The sequence below is a fragment of the Oscillochloris sp. ZM17-4 genome, from assembly GCF_019599295.1.
Taxonomy (GTDB): domain Bacteria; phylum Chloroflexota; class Chloroflexia; order Chloroflexales; family Chloroflexaceae; genus Oscillochloris.
The window spans coordinates 175,297-194,062 of sequence record NZ_JAIEWN010000002.1; the positions used below are offsets into that span (position 1 = coordinate 175,297).

Annotated in this window: 7 protein-coding genes; 6 read left to right on the forward strand and 1 reads right to left on the reverse strand. The window is 56.7% G+C overall.

Annotated elements, in window-relative coordinates; all coding sequences use genetic code 11:
- Positions 1 to 6 precede the first annotated feature (6 nt).
- Complete coding sequence (locus K2Z83_RS02610) at positions 7 to 6,510, forward strand: CHAT domain-containing protein (RefSeq protein ID WP_220593634.1); 6,504 nt, start codon at positions 7 to 9, stop codon at positions 6,508 to 6,510.
- Positions 6,511 to 6,560: 50 nt separating this feature from the next.
- Positions 6,561 to 9,473, forward strand: coding sequence for an NACHT domain-containing NTPase (locus tag K2Z83_RS02615; RefSeq protein ID WP_220593635.1), 2,913 nt, complete (start codon positions 6,561 to 6,563; stop codon positions 9,471 to 9,473).
- A gap of 616 nt (positions 9,474 to 10,089) precedes the next feature.
- Here the strand turns inward: K2Z83_RS02615 and K2Z83_RS02620 are convergent.
- Positions 10,090 to 10,578, reverse strand: a complete 489-nt coding sequence (locus K2Z83_RS02620; protein ID WP_220593636.1) for a helix-turn-helix domain-containing protein — start codon at positions 10,576 to 10,578, stop codon at positions 10,090 to 10,092.
- A gap of 265 nt (positions 10,579 to 10,843) precedes the next feature.
- On the opposite strand from K2Z83_RS02620, the gene K2Z83_RS29715 reads away from it, so the two are divergent.
- The 4 genes from K2Z83_RS29715 to K2Z83_RS02640 all read left to right on the forward strand — a co-directional run.
- On the forward strand, positions 10,844 to 12,349 hold the full coding sequence (locus K2Z83_RS29715; protein ID WP_220593637.1) for an RRXRR domain-containing protein: 1,506 nt from the start codon (positions 10,844 to 10,846) through the stop codon (positions 12,347 to 12,349).
- Between the two features lie 45 nt (positions 12,350 to 12,394).
- Positions 12,395 to 16,261, forward strand: a complete 3,867-nt coding sequence (locus K2Z83_RS29720; protein WP_220593638.1) for a substrate-binding domain-containing protein — start codon at positions 12,395 to 12,397, stop codon at positions 16,259 to 16,261.
- Between the two features lie 1,104 nt (positions 16,262 to 17,365).
- The gene (gene hoxE / locus K2Z83_RS02635; RefSeq protein WP_220593639.1) at positions 17,366 to 17,893 is read left to right on the forward strand and encodes a bidirectional hydrogenase complex protein HoxE; all 528 of its coding nucleotides are present in this window, start codon (positions 17,366 to 17,368) and stop codon (positions 17,891 to 17,893) included.
- Positions 17,894 to 17,899: 6 nt separating this feature from the next.
- Positions 17,900 to 18,766 (forward strand): NAD(P)H-dependent oxidoreductase subunit E (locus K2Z83_RS02640; RefSeq protein ID WP_220593640.1); only part of this gene is annotated, 867 nt, incomplete at its 3' end.

Below are 18,766 nucleotides of genomic sequence, written 5' to 3' on the forward strand. Positions count from 1 at the left end.
TCGCTTTTGAGCAAGCCAGCCTATCAATGGAAACGCTTCTGGTATCCCCAGGGTGAACCCGTCGATATTTCAGACGGCGGGTATCTGCGTGACCCTGATATATCCAGGCCACTTAGCTATGCCCCACAGCCCGTGCCCTCAGAGGCGCTCTTCGACGTGCCATGCCTCGTGCTGCTTGGTGAGCCAGGTATTGGCAAGTCCACTGCACTCAAAGCCTTTCAAGCACATACGGAACGCCAGATTGCAGCGACAGATGATCGCTTGCTGCTTGTAAACCTAGCAGATTGTCCAACCGACAATACCCTCTACCATAAACTTTTCGATAATCGCATTCTGCAACGCTGGAAAGAAGAAAGCTTTCGCCTTCACCTATTCCTCGATAGCCTTGACGAGACGCTGATGCCGGTCGCTACGGTTGGCAGGATGCTTGTCGATGAGTTCCAAAACTATCCAGCCGAACGCCTTCTCCTGCGGATTGCCTGTCGCAGTGCAGACTGGCCAGAAGTGAGCCTCGGAGAGCAGCTTAAACTACAATGGGGCAAGCAGGCAGTTCACATCTATGAACTGGCCCCGCTACGGCGTCTTGATGTTGCGGTAGCAGCTACGGCAAACGGCTTTGATAGGGATGCATTCCTGCAAGCAGTTGATCAAGCTGATGTGGTGCCACTCGCTATTAAGCCGATCACGCTGAGGTTTCTCCTAGACACATTCAGGCATGGTGGAGGGCACTTTCCAGACACGAAAGCAGAGCTTTATGAAAAGGGCTACTGTGAACTGTGCAAGGAGCAAAACTCGTATCGCCGCGAAATGGGCAGAGTGGGTTCCTATACTGCGGAGAAGCGACTCTCAGCAGCAAAACGTATTGCAGCCATTACCATCTTCACAAAGCGTGCGACGATCTGGACTGATCGCATTCATGGCGATGTGATGCCTGAAGATGTGAGTGTCCAGTCTCTGATATCAAGTGATGATGATCAGTCGCCCTTCCCCAAGCCCTTGATCGAAGAAACGCTCTCGACTGCACTCTTCTCGTCACGCGGCCCCGGTCGTCTCGGTTGGTCTCATCAGACCTACCCTGAGTACCTCGCGGTTCAATATCTCACGGAGCATCAGGTAAGACTACCCCAAATCCTCAGCCTCATCACTAGCGGTGACGACTACGAAAATAGGATCGTGCCGCAACTTCGGGAAGTGACAGCGCGCCTATGTAGCGTCAACCCGGATGTCTACGAGTTTGTTTTACGCCACGACCCCAAGGTATTGCTACGGAGCGATTTGTCTGGTTTGAGATCAGAGCAGCGCAAAGACCTGGTTGATGCACTGCTCGCATCGCTCCAGCGTGACGAGCACCAGGAGACCAGCGATATCGTCGTTGGCAGCCTCAAAAGACTTACACACCCTGATCTGGCTGAGCAACTGCAAGCGTATTTCCGCAACGAGACAAACAACACTAGTGTTCGTCGTCTAGCAACTGACATTGCCGAAGCATGCGCGTTAATGGAATTAGGCTCTGATCTGGTCGCCATTGCCTTGAACAACGATGAACCGTATCCGCTGCGTGTCGATGCCGCGTCTATGGCAGCGCGTATTGGAAGCCCGGATGACAAGGATGCGCTTAGGGCAATACTGACACCTGGTATAGATGACCCTTCAGATGAACTAAAGGGCGCCGTGTTACGCGGATTATGGCCCGCCTCAATCAGCGCCACTGATCTTTTCGCTACTCTAGCGCCACCAAAGAATCCAGAAGCCCTCACCCAGTATTGGATGTTTATTGAACATGAATTGGCGCAATATTTATGGCCTGAACATCTCCCAGTAGCACTTGGCTGGGTTGAGCAACAGGCACTCGAACCAGAAGAACCTAAATGGCGGGCATTCGACCAACTTGCAGGTAACATCTTTCTCCGAGCCTGGGAACATCTGGATGACCCTGCGACCCTAGCTGCTTTTGCGCGGGTGCTTCCAGTACGTGCGCGTGAGCGGGGCAGGATTTTTGGCGAAGCAATCGGTATCGACCAAACCGCCAAAACGGCTTTTCACCAAGCCTTTGAGAAAGCTGTATCAATCCGTCGTAAAGTCGTGCAAGCTATCATTCCTCTGCTAGTTAGTAAACCAGATGAAGGAGTATGGCTTGTCTTTTCACAGCCATCACTGCTTACTTCAAATGACCTTGAGTGGTTACTGACGCAACTTGAGAGGGCTGTTGATCCAGAAGAGCGTGGGGTCATTGCAAAGCTTATATGGCGGCTTTACAACAACGAAAGCACAGAGCACCTTAATCTGCTTTATCCGGCTACCGAACGTTTTCCCGATCTCGCTAGCTATTGGTCGTCCCTATTTGAGCCGACTCTGCTCGCGTCGCCGGATGCCCGTATCCGGCGTGCAGGGTATAAAGAACAGCTCAAAGCAACCCAGGAAGAAGTCGACCCTGAAGTCCAACGTCAGACCATAGTTCAAAGATTAGAGGTCTGGCTAGACAAGATTGAAGCAGGTGAAACTATTGAGTGGTGGCGCCTCAATGACCTTATGCGACGTGGCCCTAACGGTAGACCCACTCACTTTGATCATGAAACGGATCTTACACTTCTACCTGGCTGGCAGTGGAGTGACGAAGCCACGCGCAGACGAATAATATTGGCTGCTGCCCAATATCTTGAGACTCAGGAGTCTCATCCTGAGGAGTGGCTAGGCAAATCTGTTATATCGCTACCTGCCTACGCTGGCTATCGTGCCCTTCGCCTTATCCAGCGCATCATGCCAGAGCAAATCGATAATCTTCCGACTCATGTCTGGCAACGCTGGGCGCCGATTATTGTTGCCATGCACTCTCACTCTAATAGTTCAGATGCTCCTCAGCTGCATCGGAAACTTGTAGCGCAGGCGTACAAGAATGCACCTGCGATTACCATAGAGCACCTTCTCTACTCCATTGACAACGAAAATCGCATCCACGGCGCAGTTTTCATTCTGAACAACTTTGACTTGTGTTGGGATGAGCAATTTGCCCAGGTGCTGTTGGACAAACTGGCAGATGAGACATTGACACCCGCGAGCATGTGCATCATTCTGGAGCACCTTTTTACATACGAGGCGCCGGAGGCCCGTGCTTATGCAGAAAAGTTAGTCGTCACTCCCAGCCCTGAAGAGCAAATCGTACGCAAGCGTGCGATTTTTGCCGCTTGGCTTCTCTTCAAGCAGACCAACGATAGTGCCTGGGACATGCTCTGGCCAATATTCCAGCACGACCCTGAGTTCGGTAAGGAGGTGGTGACGCTTATTGCCGCACAACCAAGCAGGCAGACTCACGGAAGCCAACTCACTGAAGAGCAACTGGCCAACCTCTCTATCTGGCTTGAGCGACAGTTTCCCTACGACAAGGAAGTTTTTGCTATTGGCCCTCGTGACTTCACTGATCGTGATCACATTGAGATGTGGAAACAAAGCCTCCTCACCCACCTTCAAGCCAGAGGCACTCCCGCAGCAGTACAAGCGATTCAGCGGGTTATACGAGAACTTCCTGATCTCACCTGGCTACAACGGCTCCTCGCTGGAGCACGTGAGCAGGCCCAACGCAGCACCTGGATTCCTCCTAAGCCGGATGAGATTGTTAAGCTGGCAGAGAACAGCAACCTGCACTCTGTTCAGGATGTACACCGACCCTATGCCAAAGATAAGGACAACTTATCTAATTACCTGAATCAAGATCTTGCCGCTACGGCCAACCTGGAGCTAAACCTCGCCCCGCTAGGCGGCAGGCTCGGGTTAACGCTGCGCTATAGCCGTCCGGACGACAAAGGTGAAGATCTGCCTGGCCCCTTCCCAGTAAACCTGGACAAGGAACGCTTGATCGCCCTGGAAAATGATCCCAAAGCCTACGGCGCCGAGCTAACGGCACAACTCCTTGCCAACCAGACAGCCCGCCAGGAATTCATCAGCCGATGCGACAGTGCCCTTGAGGCCGGCTATAACCTACGCGTGAGGCTGCATCTCAGCGCCCCTGGTCTCCACGCGCTACGCTGGGAACTACTTCACGACCCGACCACGCAGCGCCCGCTGGCACTCGACTCGCGGCTGCTTGTCACGCGCTATGTGAGTGCCGAGCGGCGAGGTGAGGTAAGGCTGCGCCCCCGTGGCGATCTGCGCGCCCTCATCGCCGTCGCCGCCCCGACGAATCTGGGTAAGTTCGACCTTGCGACAATCGATGCACCAGCCGAGATTTCACGCGTGAACGTGGCTCTAAAAGATATTGCCGTAGATCCATTACCGGCTACAGGGAAAGACAGCATACTGAATGCCCTCGGCAACGCGCTGCGTGTCGGCGCAGGCTACGATATTCTCTACCTGGTTGCCCACGGCGCATATACCCACGGCGTTCCCCATCTCTACCTGGAAGACGCCAGCGGCAAAGTTGTGGTGACAGATGGCAACACGCTCGCTGAGCTGATCCGCAACCTCGATGATCGCCGCCCACGATTGATCGTGCTGGCCTCATGTGAGAGTGCTGGCAACAGCTACGCCGATGCACTGGCCGCCCTGGGACCACTGCTTGCCCAGGCAGGCGTGCCGGCAGTGCTGGCGATGCAGGGCAAGGTGCAAATGGCCACTGTCGAGCGGTTTGCGCCTGTCTTTTTTAGCGAGCTACTGCGTGATGGATTGGCCGACCGAGCACTGGCAGTGGCCAGGCTCGCGGTACAGGATTGCCCTGACTGGTGGATGCCGGTACTTTACACGCGGCTGCTCCGAGGGAGGGTGTGGGAGGAAGGGACTGCCAGCGTTGTATCGCCAGCTGTACACATCATCAAAACAGATGGCGGCGACTATGCAGAGGGCAACATTGACAAGCGCCAGGGGATCTTTGCACAGGTGGTTCATATCCACGAATCTCCGCCCCTCCCGCTAATACCGACTGTTTCCGCCGCCATGCCAGATCTCCGACAGGCTGTTCCTACCTACCTCGCGCGGTTACAGAGCGAACTGGCGCATACTGACGTGGTGCCCATTCCAAACGCCTATGCATGGGCTGATACGCGAGCCTATGTGCCACTGCAAGTCAGGAGCGACGCTGCTGCTGAGCCCGCCTTCGCTGCGCTCACGGAGCATGATGCCTTGAGGCGACCCGCTGGCCTGATTCTCGTCGGCGAGGCGGGCAGCGGTAAGTCACATACTCTACGTTATGCTGCACTGGTATTGGCTCACGCCTGGCCGATGATCGCACCAGAGCTTCGCGACGACCTCGGCCTCGATCTCAGTGCGCCACTGCTGCCGATCTATGTACAGCTGCAGGATCTGCCACGCTGCCGAGCTGAACTGCACCGGGCTGAGCCAGATAAGCGGCCCACCTTACTGCGCCTCATCGATTACCACCTCTGCCGGCTGGCCAGCGATGATGAGCCATTGCCCGCGACACTATTCCGTTCGCTAGCCGCAACTTCGGGCCAGCCCTGCCTATTCATGCTCGACGGGCTCGATGAGATAGACGATCATCGGGAGCGCCATGATATCCAGCAGGCGCTGGTTGCGCTCCAGCACGAACGACCGGAGCACATGTATCTTGTGACGAGCCGCCCTTTGCCGGACATTTCCCTTAGCGCTGCCGGCTTTGTTGAACGCCAGTTGGCGCCACTCCAGCCCGACCAGATGCGCAATATTCTGGTTCATTGGCACCGCACCGAGTATGGCCGCGGGCGGCTGTTGCCTGAGGTCGAACACCAGATTGCCGCACAAGCCGACAGTCTCCTTGCGACAATCTTGCACGATCCAGATCTCGCGCCGATGGCGCCCAATCCACTCTTCCTGACAGCAATGGCCCGTATGGCTCTGTCCCAGCTTAGATTGCCCCGCCTGCGCGTGCAGAAGTACGAGCAGATTGTCGATCTACTGCTCGAATGGCGCCGCAATCGCTTGCGCGTAGAGGATCGCACCAGCCTCTTTGCTGAAATCCCGCATCGTGCTGCCCTTAGCCGGTTGGCTGAACTGGCAGCCTGTATGCTGGCCTTGGGACGTGACGAACTAACTCTCGAAGCCTTTGTGCGTGGAGCATGCCTTGATATCCTGCCTGATCGCGACCCTCAGGACAAGCCCGATGCCGATGTACTGGATCGCCTACTGCGCTCGGTCGTGCGCCATACTGGGCTGCTAACCGAGAATCGTGGGCGCTATCGGTTTACCTATGGCTTTCGCGACTACCTGGCGGCCCAAGCCCTCGCATACTCCGCCGACATGGCTGATCGGCTCTTTGAGAAACGCGCCGAGGCAGGCTGGCGCACTACGATCATGCTGGCAATTGGCTACCAAGCCACAAACAATCCACGTATACTCAAGCCACTGTTCTCCCGGCTGTTGGCCGATGGCGAGGAGAGCACGATTTTGGCCGCAGAGGCTTTGTGTGAGGCCCTCGACGGGCGTGTGCCTGAGCTAGAACCGGAGCGTCGCCAGCTGCTGACCCGGTTACGCGAGATGGGCGCCAATAATGGACTGATGCGTCGGCTGGAGCCTCTTGATGAGTGAGCCTTGTAGCTGGATGCCCAGCTGATAGGGCTCAGTGGTAGAGCTGTCATATGAAGCTGAAAGATGCAAACACCATTATTCGTACCGCCTATCTCACCTGGCTTCGCAGCGAGATTCAGCTACTACCAGTGATCCCGATTAAGGCGGCAGATCGCACGGCACGTCTACCACTCGAAGATGTCTATGTGCAACTACGCGTTACTGGGAGAACGCAGAGCGAGGCATTTGAGCGTATTACAAAGGGCGAGTTCGGGTCTGATCGTGAGCATCGTATGCGCATGCGCATGCTCGAACGAGCTCAAATCGAGGCATTTCAGCCGCTAGCAAAGGATGAATTCGAGTCTGATCGCGGGCGTCATATGCGAAGTGAAGGGGCTTTTGCCTTCTTCAGCGATCTTCCATCTAGTATTGCTCCATACAAGATGCGAAGTGAAGGGGCTTATACCTTCTTCAGTGATCTTCCATCTAGTATTGCTCCATACAAGATCCGTCGCACTACACAGTCGCGAATTGAGCGCATGCTACTGATTGGTGACGCCGGCAGTGGAAAGACGACGACACTGCATTATGGCGCTCTGACCCTAGTTGATGCACTCCTGCATGATGACGCTACTAGTGTGCGCAAACGCATTAACCTTATCAGCGACCCACTACCTTTCCCCATCTACATTCGTCTAACCTTCGTGATGAAGTGGTTACGAGAGAAGCAAGATGGTCAGCAATTCACGACGTCAGCTAATCCAATGCTCGACTGGCTTGATAGCCAGGTAGTACCCCAAATTGGGAGATTTCTGACCTTGCGTGCAGCAGAATCCACACCTCCCCTTCCCAATGAGCCAGTGATACCAGCACCAGCTGACTGGCAGGCAGCGATAGATACCATACCACTCTCAGCAATCATTCGATCTGGCGGCTGCTTAATACTCCTCGATGGACTTGACGAGACAGGTGACGCACCACGCCGCAGTGAGATGCAACGCTGGATCTCTGATTTGGCTCAGTCCTGTCCCAACAACCGCTATCTGGTCGCTACCCGCCCCTTCAAGGGTATTCAGATCGCCGGCTTTGCTGAGCGTCATCTGAGTCCTCTTAATGGTAGCGAGATCCAGTCATTGTTGGGTAAGTGGTTCGGAGCAGCCTACCAAAATGACCCTAACCACTACCGCCAACGTAGCGTCAGCGAAGAGGTCGACTATCTCTGGGCCATCCTGGAACAGAATTCGCGCCTGTTCGACATGTGTACTAATCCGCTATTGCTCACCAGCGTGGCGTTACTCGTCTATACCGGAGTTGGGCTACCGCGTGAGCGCGCTGAGCTCTACAATCGGTTGGTCTATTTGCTACTGGAGACCTGGCGCGTGCTCCAGTTGAGTGGCGGGCGTCTACCTGAGAGCCAAACTGCACGGCCGGTGCTTTTTGGCGAGAGCGTGAGCAGTGTACAGCGCCGCTTACAGCAACTCGCTGCCAGAATGCAGACAGAGCAGCGTCGCGAGGCGACCCAGGACGAAATCGCCATCTGGCTTGCACCGCAGTATGCCGAGGATATGGAATGGAACACCGAGGAGTCCCAAGCGTACGTGACAAAGCTGCTCGACTCACTGGCACTCGATAGCGGCATCCTGCAACGGCGGGAAGCCGGCTTTAGTTTTACACACTATACGCTCCAGGAATACTTGACAGCTCGTGACTATGATCAGCGCCCCGACGGTATTGATCAGCTTCTAGCACTCCGAACTGAGGCCCGATGGAAAGAGGCGATCCTACTGGCTATCGGCCACTGGGTTACGAGCGGTGTGACGGAGAAAGCACGGGTATTGCTGCGTGGCCTGCTTGACACGAACGAGGTCGACGCCCTGTTGCTCGTCGGCGATGCGCTCAACGATGCGGATGCCAGTCGTGTGCCAGATCTGGCACCAGTGCGCCGTATAGCCATAGCACGTCTGCGCAATCTCGCTGGCCTGAGTACAGATTGGGCCAGCATAGCCCATCCCGATCCGATGCTGCGTAATCGCGCTGCAACGATGCTCGATCGCCACAATGCGGACAACGAGCGCCCTGGCCTCGACCTGACCAGAGCCGACTATTGGGCAACCCGGATCGAGCCGGGAAAGTTTAGTATGGGTGACAACAACGGGAAATGGGATGATGAAAAGCCACAGTTTGACTACGTTATCTCCCAGCCGTATGCCCTAGCCCGATTCCCGGTGACCAACCGTCAGTATCTGCTCTTTGTCGAGGCTCTGGCCGGACGTGGTTCTACCGAGAGCAGAGCAGCGGCTCAAAAGCTCTTACAGTTAATGGAACAGCATAAACAAACGCCAGAAGATTTTCACCCACGCTATTGGCCCGGTGCGCATTACCGCACCGGTGAGGGCAACTATCCGGTAGTTGGCGTGACCTGGTATGCAGCTACGGCGTTCGCCTGGTGGGCTGATGCTTGGCTGCACGCCCTTGGCGTGCTCACGCCAGAAGAGGCACTGCATCTGCCAACCGAAGCTGAGTGGGAACGCGCTGCGGCCTACCCACCGATGCTGCTACACACGGCGGATACTCGTGCTGGACGAAGCTTATATCCCTGGGACACTTCGCCCAATGTGACAGCACCGATACATGTAATAAGTGCTAGGACACCGGCCAATACCAGAGAAAGCACGATTAGGGGTGCATCTGTTCTAGGAATCTTCCCCCACGGTGCGGCGGCTTGTGGAGCAGAGGATCTGGCTGGCAATGTCTGGGAGTGGTGCAGCACCCCGAAGCTGACCTATCCGATTGAGCAAGAGGTGGGCGCGGAAAGTATCTATATAGCAAACAGACAAACTAGTAGCTTATATGTACTCCGCGGTGGCGCGTGGAACACCGATGTTGATCGCGCCTGTTGCGCCTTTCGTGCTCATATTCATCCTACTAGTGCATCCAGCCGTTATGGGTTTCGTCTTGCCTGTTTGTTATCCTTGTCGTCGTGATGGGGTGTGACAACACCTCAACCCGCAGCGGATGATTAATGGTATAGCAAGAGGCCCTGATCCAATATTTCGGATCAGGGCCTCTCAATGAACCTACCTACATTGGCGCCTGCCGATAGCTACCGAGCTCATCCTGTAACCAAAGAGACAGGTTACAGCGCATCAGCAAGCATTATCGGCTTCAAAATTGACAGCGCCGCACGTCAATGCTACGCTCTGCCCACAACCTGTCTCTGTGTCACGACGGCGTACCGCCGCCAGGGCACCCGGGCCAGCGCACCGCGCTCGTGCGCTACGATTGTGGAGACGCTTCAGAAAGCCAGGCGCGGTGTCGGCGTCAGCCGTGAACCGGCTAAACTTGGCGGCCAGGACTCTCGCCCCTCACAGGGGAAGGTAAATCGTTGGCAACAGCGGCAAACAGCGCCAGGCGTGTGCGGCCCATAATCATCCCCTAGACGCAACTTCAACCTCCCTCTGCGGAGAGCGCCTCTTTTTGAGGTACCCTCAACCCTCATGGTGGCGCCGCACCCGCGGCGTTCAGAGGGAGATCGGTGCATCACCTCACAGCATTCCTCTACTTCCGTTATCGCGACGACAACGAACTCGCTCCGAGCACTCACGCCGATAAGTCGGCGGAGTCTTCGCTGTGTAAGAGGTAGTCAGTCGTTACAGCAAACAGATCGGCGAGGCGCACCACCAAATCGATCGATGGCGTCTTGTGCCCCCCCTCAATAAAGCTAATATGGGCGTTTGCAGAAAGACCCAGGCGGCTCGCAAGTTCCGCCTGGGTCATATCGTGCTCCAGGCGCAGCTTACGCACTCGATTGGCAAATGCCTCACCCCAGGGCGCTACAGTCTCTCGTGACAGTGGCACGACCAGCACAGGTGGCTGAATAGGCGTCTGCTCGCGAAGCAGATACTCTGTGGTCGTGCCAAGTACAGCCGCCAGGAGCACTACAAGCTCCAGCGAGGGCGGTTTCCGTTCCGCCTCTAAATGGCTGATGTACGTATGAGAAGCAAGACCGAGCCGCCGGGCTAGCTCAGACTTGCTGAGACCACGGAGCATACGCAATGCAGTGAGCTTGCCGGCGAACCGACCTGGCATAAGCTCCCAAGGGAGGGAGCCACTTGACATCGTGAACGGACGTGCGCTATACTGTGACCGTTGGTTATAACCAGCACGTGGCCGAGAACCTTCCATCCTGCAGGCTCCCCAGCTCAGCTCATGGAAGGTCTCGCTGCGTTTCTGATAGCGCTGGCGCATTGTAGCATAGCCGCCCTCGCACGCCGCGATTCACAATCACCCCACCTCCTGACGGAGAGTAGCCTCTTTTCGAGGCTGGACAAGCCCCATCATTCGGGGAGTGCCTATGTCCAGCCCCGTGTTTGTTCTGGATACTCAGGGGAGGCCACTCATGCCAATGGGTGCCGCATACGCTCGTAAGCTTCTGCGTAGCAGCAAGGCGCGTCGTGTGACGCATCACGCGTTCTTTGTCATCCAGCTTACCCAGCCCGTTGCATCCCCTGATCTCCGCCCGATCACGCTCGATATCAGCATCCAGCTCGCCACTGCCGAGTTGCTGTTGGTTACAGTAGGCCCCAAACAGGCTCATACGCTCCTTCGCATTCTCGTCGATCTCCAAACGGACTTACCCTCGCGGCTGCGTCGACGTGCGGCACATCGCCGCCGCCGTCGGCTGCGCGGCCGCTATCGAGTAGTACGGCGGCAGGGTCTGCCCTACAGGCTGCGTCGGCCCAACTTGCGCCGCTCTACCTGGGGTGCGATACATCGGAGGATCCGTCCTGAAGAAAGCCCTGCTACAGCAGCAAAGCCATCAGCTGTTATCCGCTGGCGCGTTGAAGCCATTGATCGGGTTGTTGCTGCGCTGCGCCGCTACATCCCTATTAGCCATGTGCAGATCAGAGATCGCACTATTGGCAGGCTCAGCGGAATCTCCAACTTGACGCCTGCCGAGCGGCGAGAGGCTCTCATTAATGCATATGGTCACGAGGTAAGCCCAGGCCGGCGCGTGCCACGGTGCGGCTACTGCGGGACAAGCGCTGGTTCCATCGAGGTCGATCATATCTTGCCTATAAGCCGTGGTGGCACTGACGCCTGGTCAAACCTCACTCTCGCCTGCAAATCTTGTAACCGCCGTAAAGGCAGCCGCACACCCAAAGAGGCAGGGATGCGCTTGATCTGGGATCCTAGCCGCCTACCTGCCTCCCCTCGCCGCACTAACCCTTACCTTTACTGGACAAGCCGCCTTCTCCGCGATCGATTGAACAATGTTGCGCTCGCTCCTGCGCAGGTAGCAGTGGGTGAGCCAACAGCGACTACTCCCAACCCGACACCTAACACGGGGAAGAGTGGCAGAGTTCCAACCTTTGTCGCGAAGCCAATCAGCCGCCAGCGCAAGCAGGTCTATACCGCACGCAACCTGTCGCAGAACACGCCGCTAGGACAGGGTATTGAGCGTGTCGGCAATGTAGTCAAAAAGCGAACCCGAGTAAACACCGGGCTACTTATCTCGTCTACAAAGCCCACACGCATTCGGGTTATCAGTGCAGGCGAGCTAGGAAGCAACATATCCTCTAACGCCCCCTCACACCGCCTCATTCGACTGGGCCTGCTCTGTGCAGCTCGCAGATCTGGCCAGCGCGTAGTCGGGATCGTCAGCGCAGTCCATTCTCTGGGCAGGCTTACTCTGCTCACAATTGCCGCTGCAGATACGAACCGCATCACCTGGAAGCGCGTAGTTGTGAGTCCTCGCCAGGAGCTACAGGTTCTGTCTAACGACAGGGTTATTTTCTTGCCGGGACCGCCTGAAAAGGCAGCAAACTCATCATCGGCCAGTAGTTCTCTCCCTACTTAACGCACTGTCAGACCTTCCCCCATATTCATGCGAAAGGCGTACCTCGTGCTAAAACAAGAAGAGCCGCCCAGATCAGGACAGCCCTGGCAAGAGATCAGCGCTGAGCTCTGCGCCGAGTCCGTCGCTTTCATCGCCGGCTTTGGGCGCCCTAAACAGCTCTACCTGACCGAACGTTGTGCGCTACGCGCCTCCCGTGAGAAGGAGACAGAAACGATCTGGGCACAGGTAACAAAGACCAATGGAACGGGAGCGGCGTGGGAAGTAATCTGGTCTGACCTCAAAAAGCCACAGCCAGACGGCTTCCTTACCCATGTCCAGCAGATATATGAAAAAGAGGGCGATCACCCATGGCTACGAGGGAAGCCTCAGCGCACGCTGTCCAACTTCATCTCGCGCTACTTCTCCAGGCGACCGGGCTTTAGTGAACGGAATATTCCGCTAAATGCGACCTTGCGCGAAGATATCTGGCGCATGGCAGCTAAGGGAATTCTTCTTTGGATCTGGGCTGTCCATTACAAATGGCAGCAAAAGGCACAAGAAGATTGGAGAGATTTTACTATTCAACATCTCCGCCTGATTATCTCCACTGTCTATATCGTAGATCGCCACGCTCGTCGAGTATATGGCCCTGAGCCTGCGGCCAAGGCAGTACAAGGGCTATACTGGGCCTGGCTGTGTATAGTTTACCGCCGCGTGCTCTATGAGGAGACACTGACAGGAGCGCAAGACCGTGCGCCTACATGTAAGGAACCGGCTGAGATCGAATCCGAGCCAGGGGAAGGAGATGCTCGCAACGGTTCCGAAGATGACATGTTGGATCAAGAGGTTAACGACACGATCATCCGAGGGCGTAACTACTACATAGTACTCACGGAGACGATCAAGCTCTGGTCATACCTGGACAGCTTGTATCAGCAGGCATCAAGCCGGGTAGTGCCTTTCAAGCCTCATGAAGGAAAAACACTGGCACAAGTCGGCAAGGCCACCGTCCGGCAATTGGCGAAGCGCATTCCACCAAGCTCTGTGATTGAACGAGTCCGCGAGGCGATAAAAAAGCTGCTTAATCCGAAGTCTTTCCTTCCCAGCGAGATTGAGGCGGCCGGTGCATTGGAGCATCCCTGGAAACGACGACGACGTTACCGGCAACAGACGCGGCAGAAAGAGCGCCGCGTTCGGTCTGGTGTGATGGCACGCAGCCAGCTTGACCCTACCTGGTTTCGTCCGATCCTGTTACACGAGCTTGACGACTTCGAGTTAACAATGCTTGATCGCGAGCTTAGCGACCTCCTGGCGCTTCATAAGCAATATGATATCGTTCGCAAGGACATCGAAACCTTTCTGCGACTCAAGCCACCCGGATTTCCACGTCGTCCCCGAATAACACCCAACTCCCCAGGAGAGCGACTAACCGTATATCGCACCGATCTCGGTTGGTTTGATGACCCCTTCCCTACCAACGCGCCTTGGGCAACCTGGCATCACTATAAGCCTGATGAGTTGCTACAATTTGAGGCAAACGCTCGTGCAAAGTGGCTTCGCGCAGCGCAACTTCAGGGTAAGCACACATTGCATCCGCTGACGTACTTACGTGCCATGAAGCCGAGCAGCGACTCGGGCGCAAAATTACGTGACTTCTCGATCATTTTCTACGAGCAGCTACCAAATGAGCAGGCGCTCCTGAAACGCTACAGCTTCCTTCCCGATCCAATCCGCCAGCATCGTGTCGACCTCGATATGCAACGCGGCCGATTATATCGCTACGAGTTGGTGATCACACTCCACGGAAGATATGCATTCGACAAGCCACATAACCGTACCCCTCCACGACGGCGGCAAGTCGCTACAGCGGATATTGTTGCTAGTCAGGAGGCCAAATCACCATCAGACGCGAATTTCACTCTCCATCCTGAGAAAGCGCATACTTTCCAGCATCTGAATGCGCCGTATACGTCCTACGAACTTTCGAGCAATTTGCCCCATATCGTATTCCCTATAGATTGCGGAACACGTCTTGCAGAGTTGCTGAATGAGATTTTAGCTCAACAGTATGCAGCGCAGAAAATGGCCTACGAGCGGTGGAATTCCCCTCGGCGCACCCCTGGTCGCAGATCATCCTACCGTAGCCGGCTAGTGCGTTGGACACGCACGCGCAAAAAGAACCGCCGCAAAAGTGTGCGCCGAGGGCCGGACCATCTTGAACGTAGACCTCGTTTCCACTATGCAGAGAAGCCCCTGCATAAATGCCTTCCCAAAGCAGCAATTGCGAACGCCCACGTGGTAAGCCAGCCAGGTGGCAGAAAAAATGCACGGCTGTTTCTTCACCTCCAGCTGTCTCACAAGGTTCCCCCGGTTATTGATGGCCTAGAAAATATTATCGGCATTCATATGCGAAGGGATGGCAGTATGTCCTATGCCGTTATCACCTTTGCAGGGGAAGGTGTTGAGATTGGCGATGTACCGTTGCCAACCAACCTGCGGATCGACCCTGACCAACCGGAGTACGGCGACGAATATGTCTACCAGATGGCTAGCATACTCGTAAGGCTCGCATTGCGACACCGAGCATTCATTGTGATCGAGGATCTGTTCTACCTCACACAGGAAGCTGATGCTTCTCGCAAGGTGAACCGGCAAAACTTTGCGCTGCCAATCAAACGTGTTCAGCAGGTACTCACCGACAAAGCAATGCTTGCAGGTCTACCCGAACCGCATATCACTCGAGGCGTGGCATGGTCAAATGCCTGTGCGGAGTGCGGGCATCACCTCCGATCAGGCGATGTTCAGATCCATCAGGAGGAACACGCCTGCCCAAATTGCCGCCCAGACGACTTTATCGGCGTGCCAGTCCTGCTCGACGCTGCTGCGCTGGTGTACAACCTACCAGGTACAGAACGATTGCAGCTCACACCTGACGTTGTAGCCGATATGTTCGCTCGCCGTATTGTGTGGTGGGATGACCTGCGACTCGTAGCAGACAACCCGTGGCTCGCTGGTTACACCAAGCCAATCAAGGTTATCTTCCAGACTGATGATGAACGGGCAGCCTATATCCTCCGGGCCTACCTACGGGAAGCAGGCCCTCTCTGGCGAGCTCGTATCGATCAGGGGGCATTGGTGCTCCAACCTGACGCAGGCCTGGCCTTGGAGCGCCAGACCGTTGGGCGCGTGCTTAGTGAGCCGGATACAATCGCGTGTGTAACTTTGGCAGCGGCCCGCGCAGCGCATTTGCCAACTGCCGTACTACAGAGCGACAGCGGACGCTTCGTTAAGCCATCGATAGAGACGCTGCAGAGCGCGGCAACACGCGCATTCATATTGCCCAGCTTGCCCATAAAGTCCGATCTCGTATACCCGCTCACTGGCATAACCTGGGCTTATATCAGATGCAACCCCCAGAGTCTCTGGCGAGCTCATGACGAGCGACAGATCGCCTTAGGACTAACGGCAGTAGCAGGTGGAGAGAATCTACCGGCAAGTTATATTCCTCTGACAACTCATGTCGGGGAGGAGGTGCAGAAACGACTTGAGGCGATCACCGCAAATGGACTTCCCTGGCATCAGTGGCGACACGATCTGCCAGAGCCTCAGGTCACGACAAGCGACGAAGCAAAGGCCAGCCCACGCTATATCAGCAACCTCTGGATAAATGGGCCGACAATCAGTTCGGCATGTTTCCGCGCTTGGCGAGGGCAGTTTCGTGAAGCAAAGCTTTCAGCAACAGTAATCGCTGGACTGCTTCCGCCCTTGTATAGACAAGAGGCGCAGTGTGGTCAGGAGAAGGAGCTTGTTATGCACTGCCGGCGGTGCCGGACACGCCTGCGCGCCACTCACAACACGGCACTGGTCGTAGCTCGGCTAGGGCGAGAGCAGCTTATACGCCGATACCGTGAGCAGATGGCGAAAGCCACCTGAGCTGTTTTTATCGACAGAGCTTTTAGCATCCCCCTGTGCGTACCTCCCGCAGGGGTGCCTCCCTATCGAGAACGTTAGGGCAGGCAAAAATGGCCATAACTGCCCAGGGCCATGGGCCGGGCGACGTGATATTCAAGGCAGGCGCGCGCTGGTCGGGCGCTGTCGAAATCTGCCGAAATGCATTGTCACGTGACCATCTGGAGGCTGCACACTGAGGCCGTCGCCCAATATCCCTAGAGGGATTTTAGTGCTTATGTTCTCATTTCATTGAGGACACAGAGATCTTCACAAAGGAGGCTCGGCAAGATATACTGGACGCACGGATGAGTAACCTTCCATTCCGTGCATCCCTATCGGGCAGGTTAGGGACTGCGAACATCCAGGGCCATGGGCCGGATGACATGCAAACAAGGCGTGCTTCGCAAGTAGCCTGAGCTCACTCAGCAAGGAACGGTTTGCGAGGATTCTGCCCCTGAGGCCACGCATTTAGGGCTTCCTGATGCGGCGAGATCCCAGGGTTGCAGCCGCCAAAGCGTGTAGTGATGACTGAAGGTTGCAGAGGAGGGGTATTTAAACCATCGACCGCAGCGGTTGCAGCCGCCAAAGCGTGTGTGACCATGACTGAAAGTAAGACTTGGAAACTTCTCGAGACAGCCTGCGCTTCCGCAGGCTGTCTCTTTGTCTCTGCTTAGCTTAGCTTAGTGTAAATAAGCGACTAAGTGATTGCCAAGCCATCCAGAAAAATGCAGAATCACAGCATCCAGAAAGAAAAAACGCGGAGGCTGTCAGAGGCAGAGATGTAAAGACTTACGAGCGTCAGCATAATAGCCATTGGCCTTCCAGAAGACCTTCAGCGCGATGTCTAAAAATACTAATACTGAAATGTCTAAGAATACTCACCTGTATCAACGATGACCTAGCGCCGCTGAGGTGATCTCGGCATGCCGCTGACCGCTGTCGCTCGCCCTGTCATGTGGATCGAGATCTTTTTCACGAATAATAGCATCACCTTCACAGGGTGTAGCCAAACCTTTCCGACTCAAGTGTAACCGGGTGCTACCATAGCTGCGGTGAAACTTCGCTGTGAACGGAGCAGGCATCGCTATGGCTACACCCCCTCTCTCGCCGCGCACGCGTGGCGCGTCCGCCAACGGCGGCGATAATCGCCTCAAGATCCTTGAGGCGACGATGAAGCGAAACCAGTACCGCCCCGACGCGCTGATTGAGGTGCTGCACAAGGCCCAGGAGCTCTACGGCTTCCTCTCACCGGCCCTGCTCACCTCGATCGCCCGCAGCCTCCGCCTCCCGCCCAGCCGGGTCTACGGCGTGGCCACCTTCTACCACTTCTTCTCGCTGGCCCCCCAGGGCGAGCACACCTGCACGATCTGCCTCGGCACCGCGTGCTATGTGCGCGGCGCGGGCGACCTGATGGCCGCCGCTGAGGCCGCCGCCGGCGTGGGCGCGGGGAAGACCACCGCCGACGGCCGCTTCTCGCTGGCCAGCGCCCGCTGCCTCGGCGCCTGCGGAATCGCCCCGGCCATCATCATCGATGGCGTGGTGGCCGGCCACGCCTCGCCCGAGGATCTCGCCGCGCGGCTCACAGCCCTGCTGACAGCCCCATCAGAGGATTAACACCGCATGGACCTTCAAGAACTTCAGCAGATCGCACGCCGCGAGCGCGAGCGGCGCCAGCGCATCCGCATCCACTGCTGCACATCCTCGGGATGCCAGGCCTCCGACGCGCTTGAGATCAAGCGCCGTCTGGACGAGGCCGTGGCCGAGGCCGGCCTCGATAGCGACGTCGAGGTGTCTGGCGTCGGCTGCATGGGCTTCTGCGGCCAGGGCCCCATGGTCACGGTCGAGCCGGGCGATGTGCTCTACGAGCACGTGCGCCCCGAGCACGCGCCGGGCATCGTGGCCGCGATCAACGGCGGCGTGTGCGACGCCGAGCGCGGCGACCTGCACCACCCCTTCTTCGCCCGCCAGTACGCGATCGTCCGCAAGAACGGCGGCAAGATCGACCCCGAGCGGATCGAGGAGTATATCGCTGCCGGCGGCTACCGCTCGCTCTACCGGGCGATCAATGAGCTGGACCCCGCCGATGTGATCGATGAGATCACCCGCAGCGGCCTGCGCGGGCGCGGCGGCGCCGGCTACCCCACCGGCCTGAAGTGGGCCACGGTCTCTAAGAGCCGCGGCGAGCGCAAGTATGTCGTCTGCAACGGCGATGAGGGCGACCCCGGCGCGTTCATGGACCGCAGCGTCCTGGAGAGCGACCCGCACCTGGTGCTGGAGGGCATGAGCATCGCGGCCTACGCCGTGGGCGCCGACCAGGGCTACATCTACGTGCGCGGCGAGTACCCGCTGGCCATCCAGCGCCTCCAGAAGGCGATCAATCAGGCGAAGAAGCTCGGCCTGCTCGGCAGCCAGATCTTCGATAGCGCCTTCGACTTCCGGGTCGACATCCGCGTCGGCGCGGGGGCCTTCGTCTGCGGCGAGGAGACC

Bases quoted from the DNA above. Each gene is read 5' to 3' on its own strand.
- K2Z83_RS02615 (WP_220593635.1), top strand. From the start codon at position 6,561: ATGAAGCTGAAAGATGCAAACACCATTATTCGTACCGCCTATCTCACC.
- K2Z83_RS02620 (WP_220593636.1), bottom strand. From the start codon at position 10,578: ATGCCAGGTCGGTTCGCCGGCAAGCTCACTGCATTGCGTATGCTCCGT.
- K2Z83_RS29715 (WP_220593637.1), top strand. From the start codon at position 10,844: ATGTCCAGCCCCGTGTTTGTTCTGGATACTCAGGGGAGGCCACTCATG.
- hoxE (WP_220593639.1), top strand. From the start codon at position 17,366: ATGGCTACACCCCCTCTCTCGCCGCGCACGCGTGGCGCGTCCGCCAAC.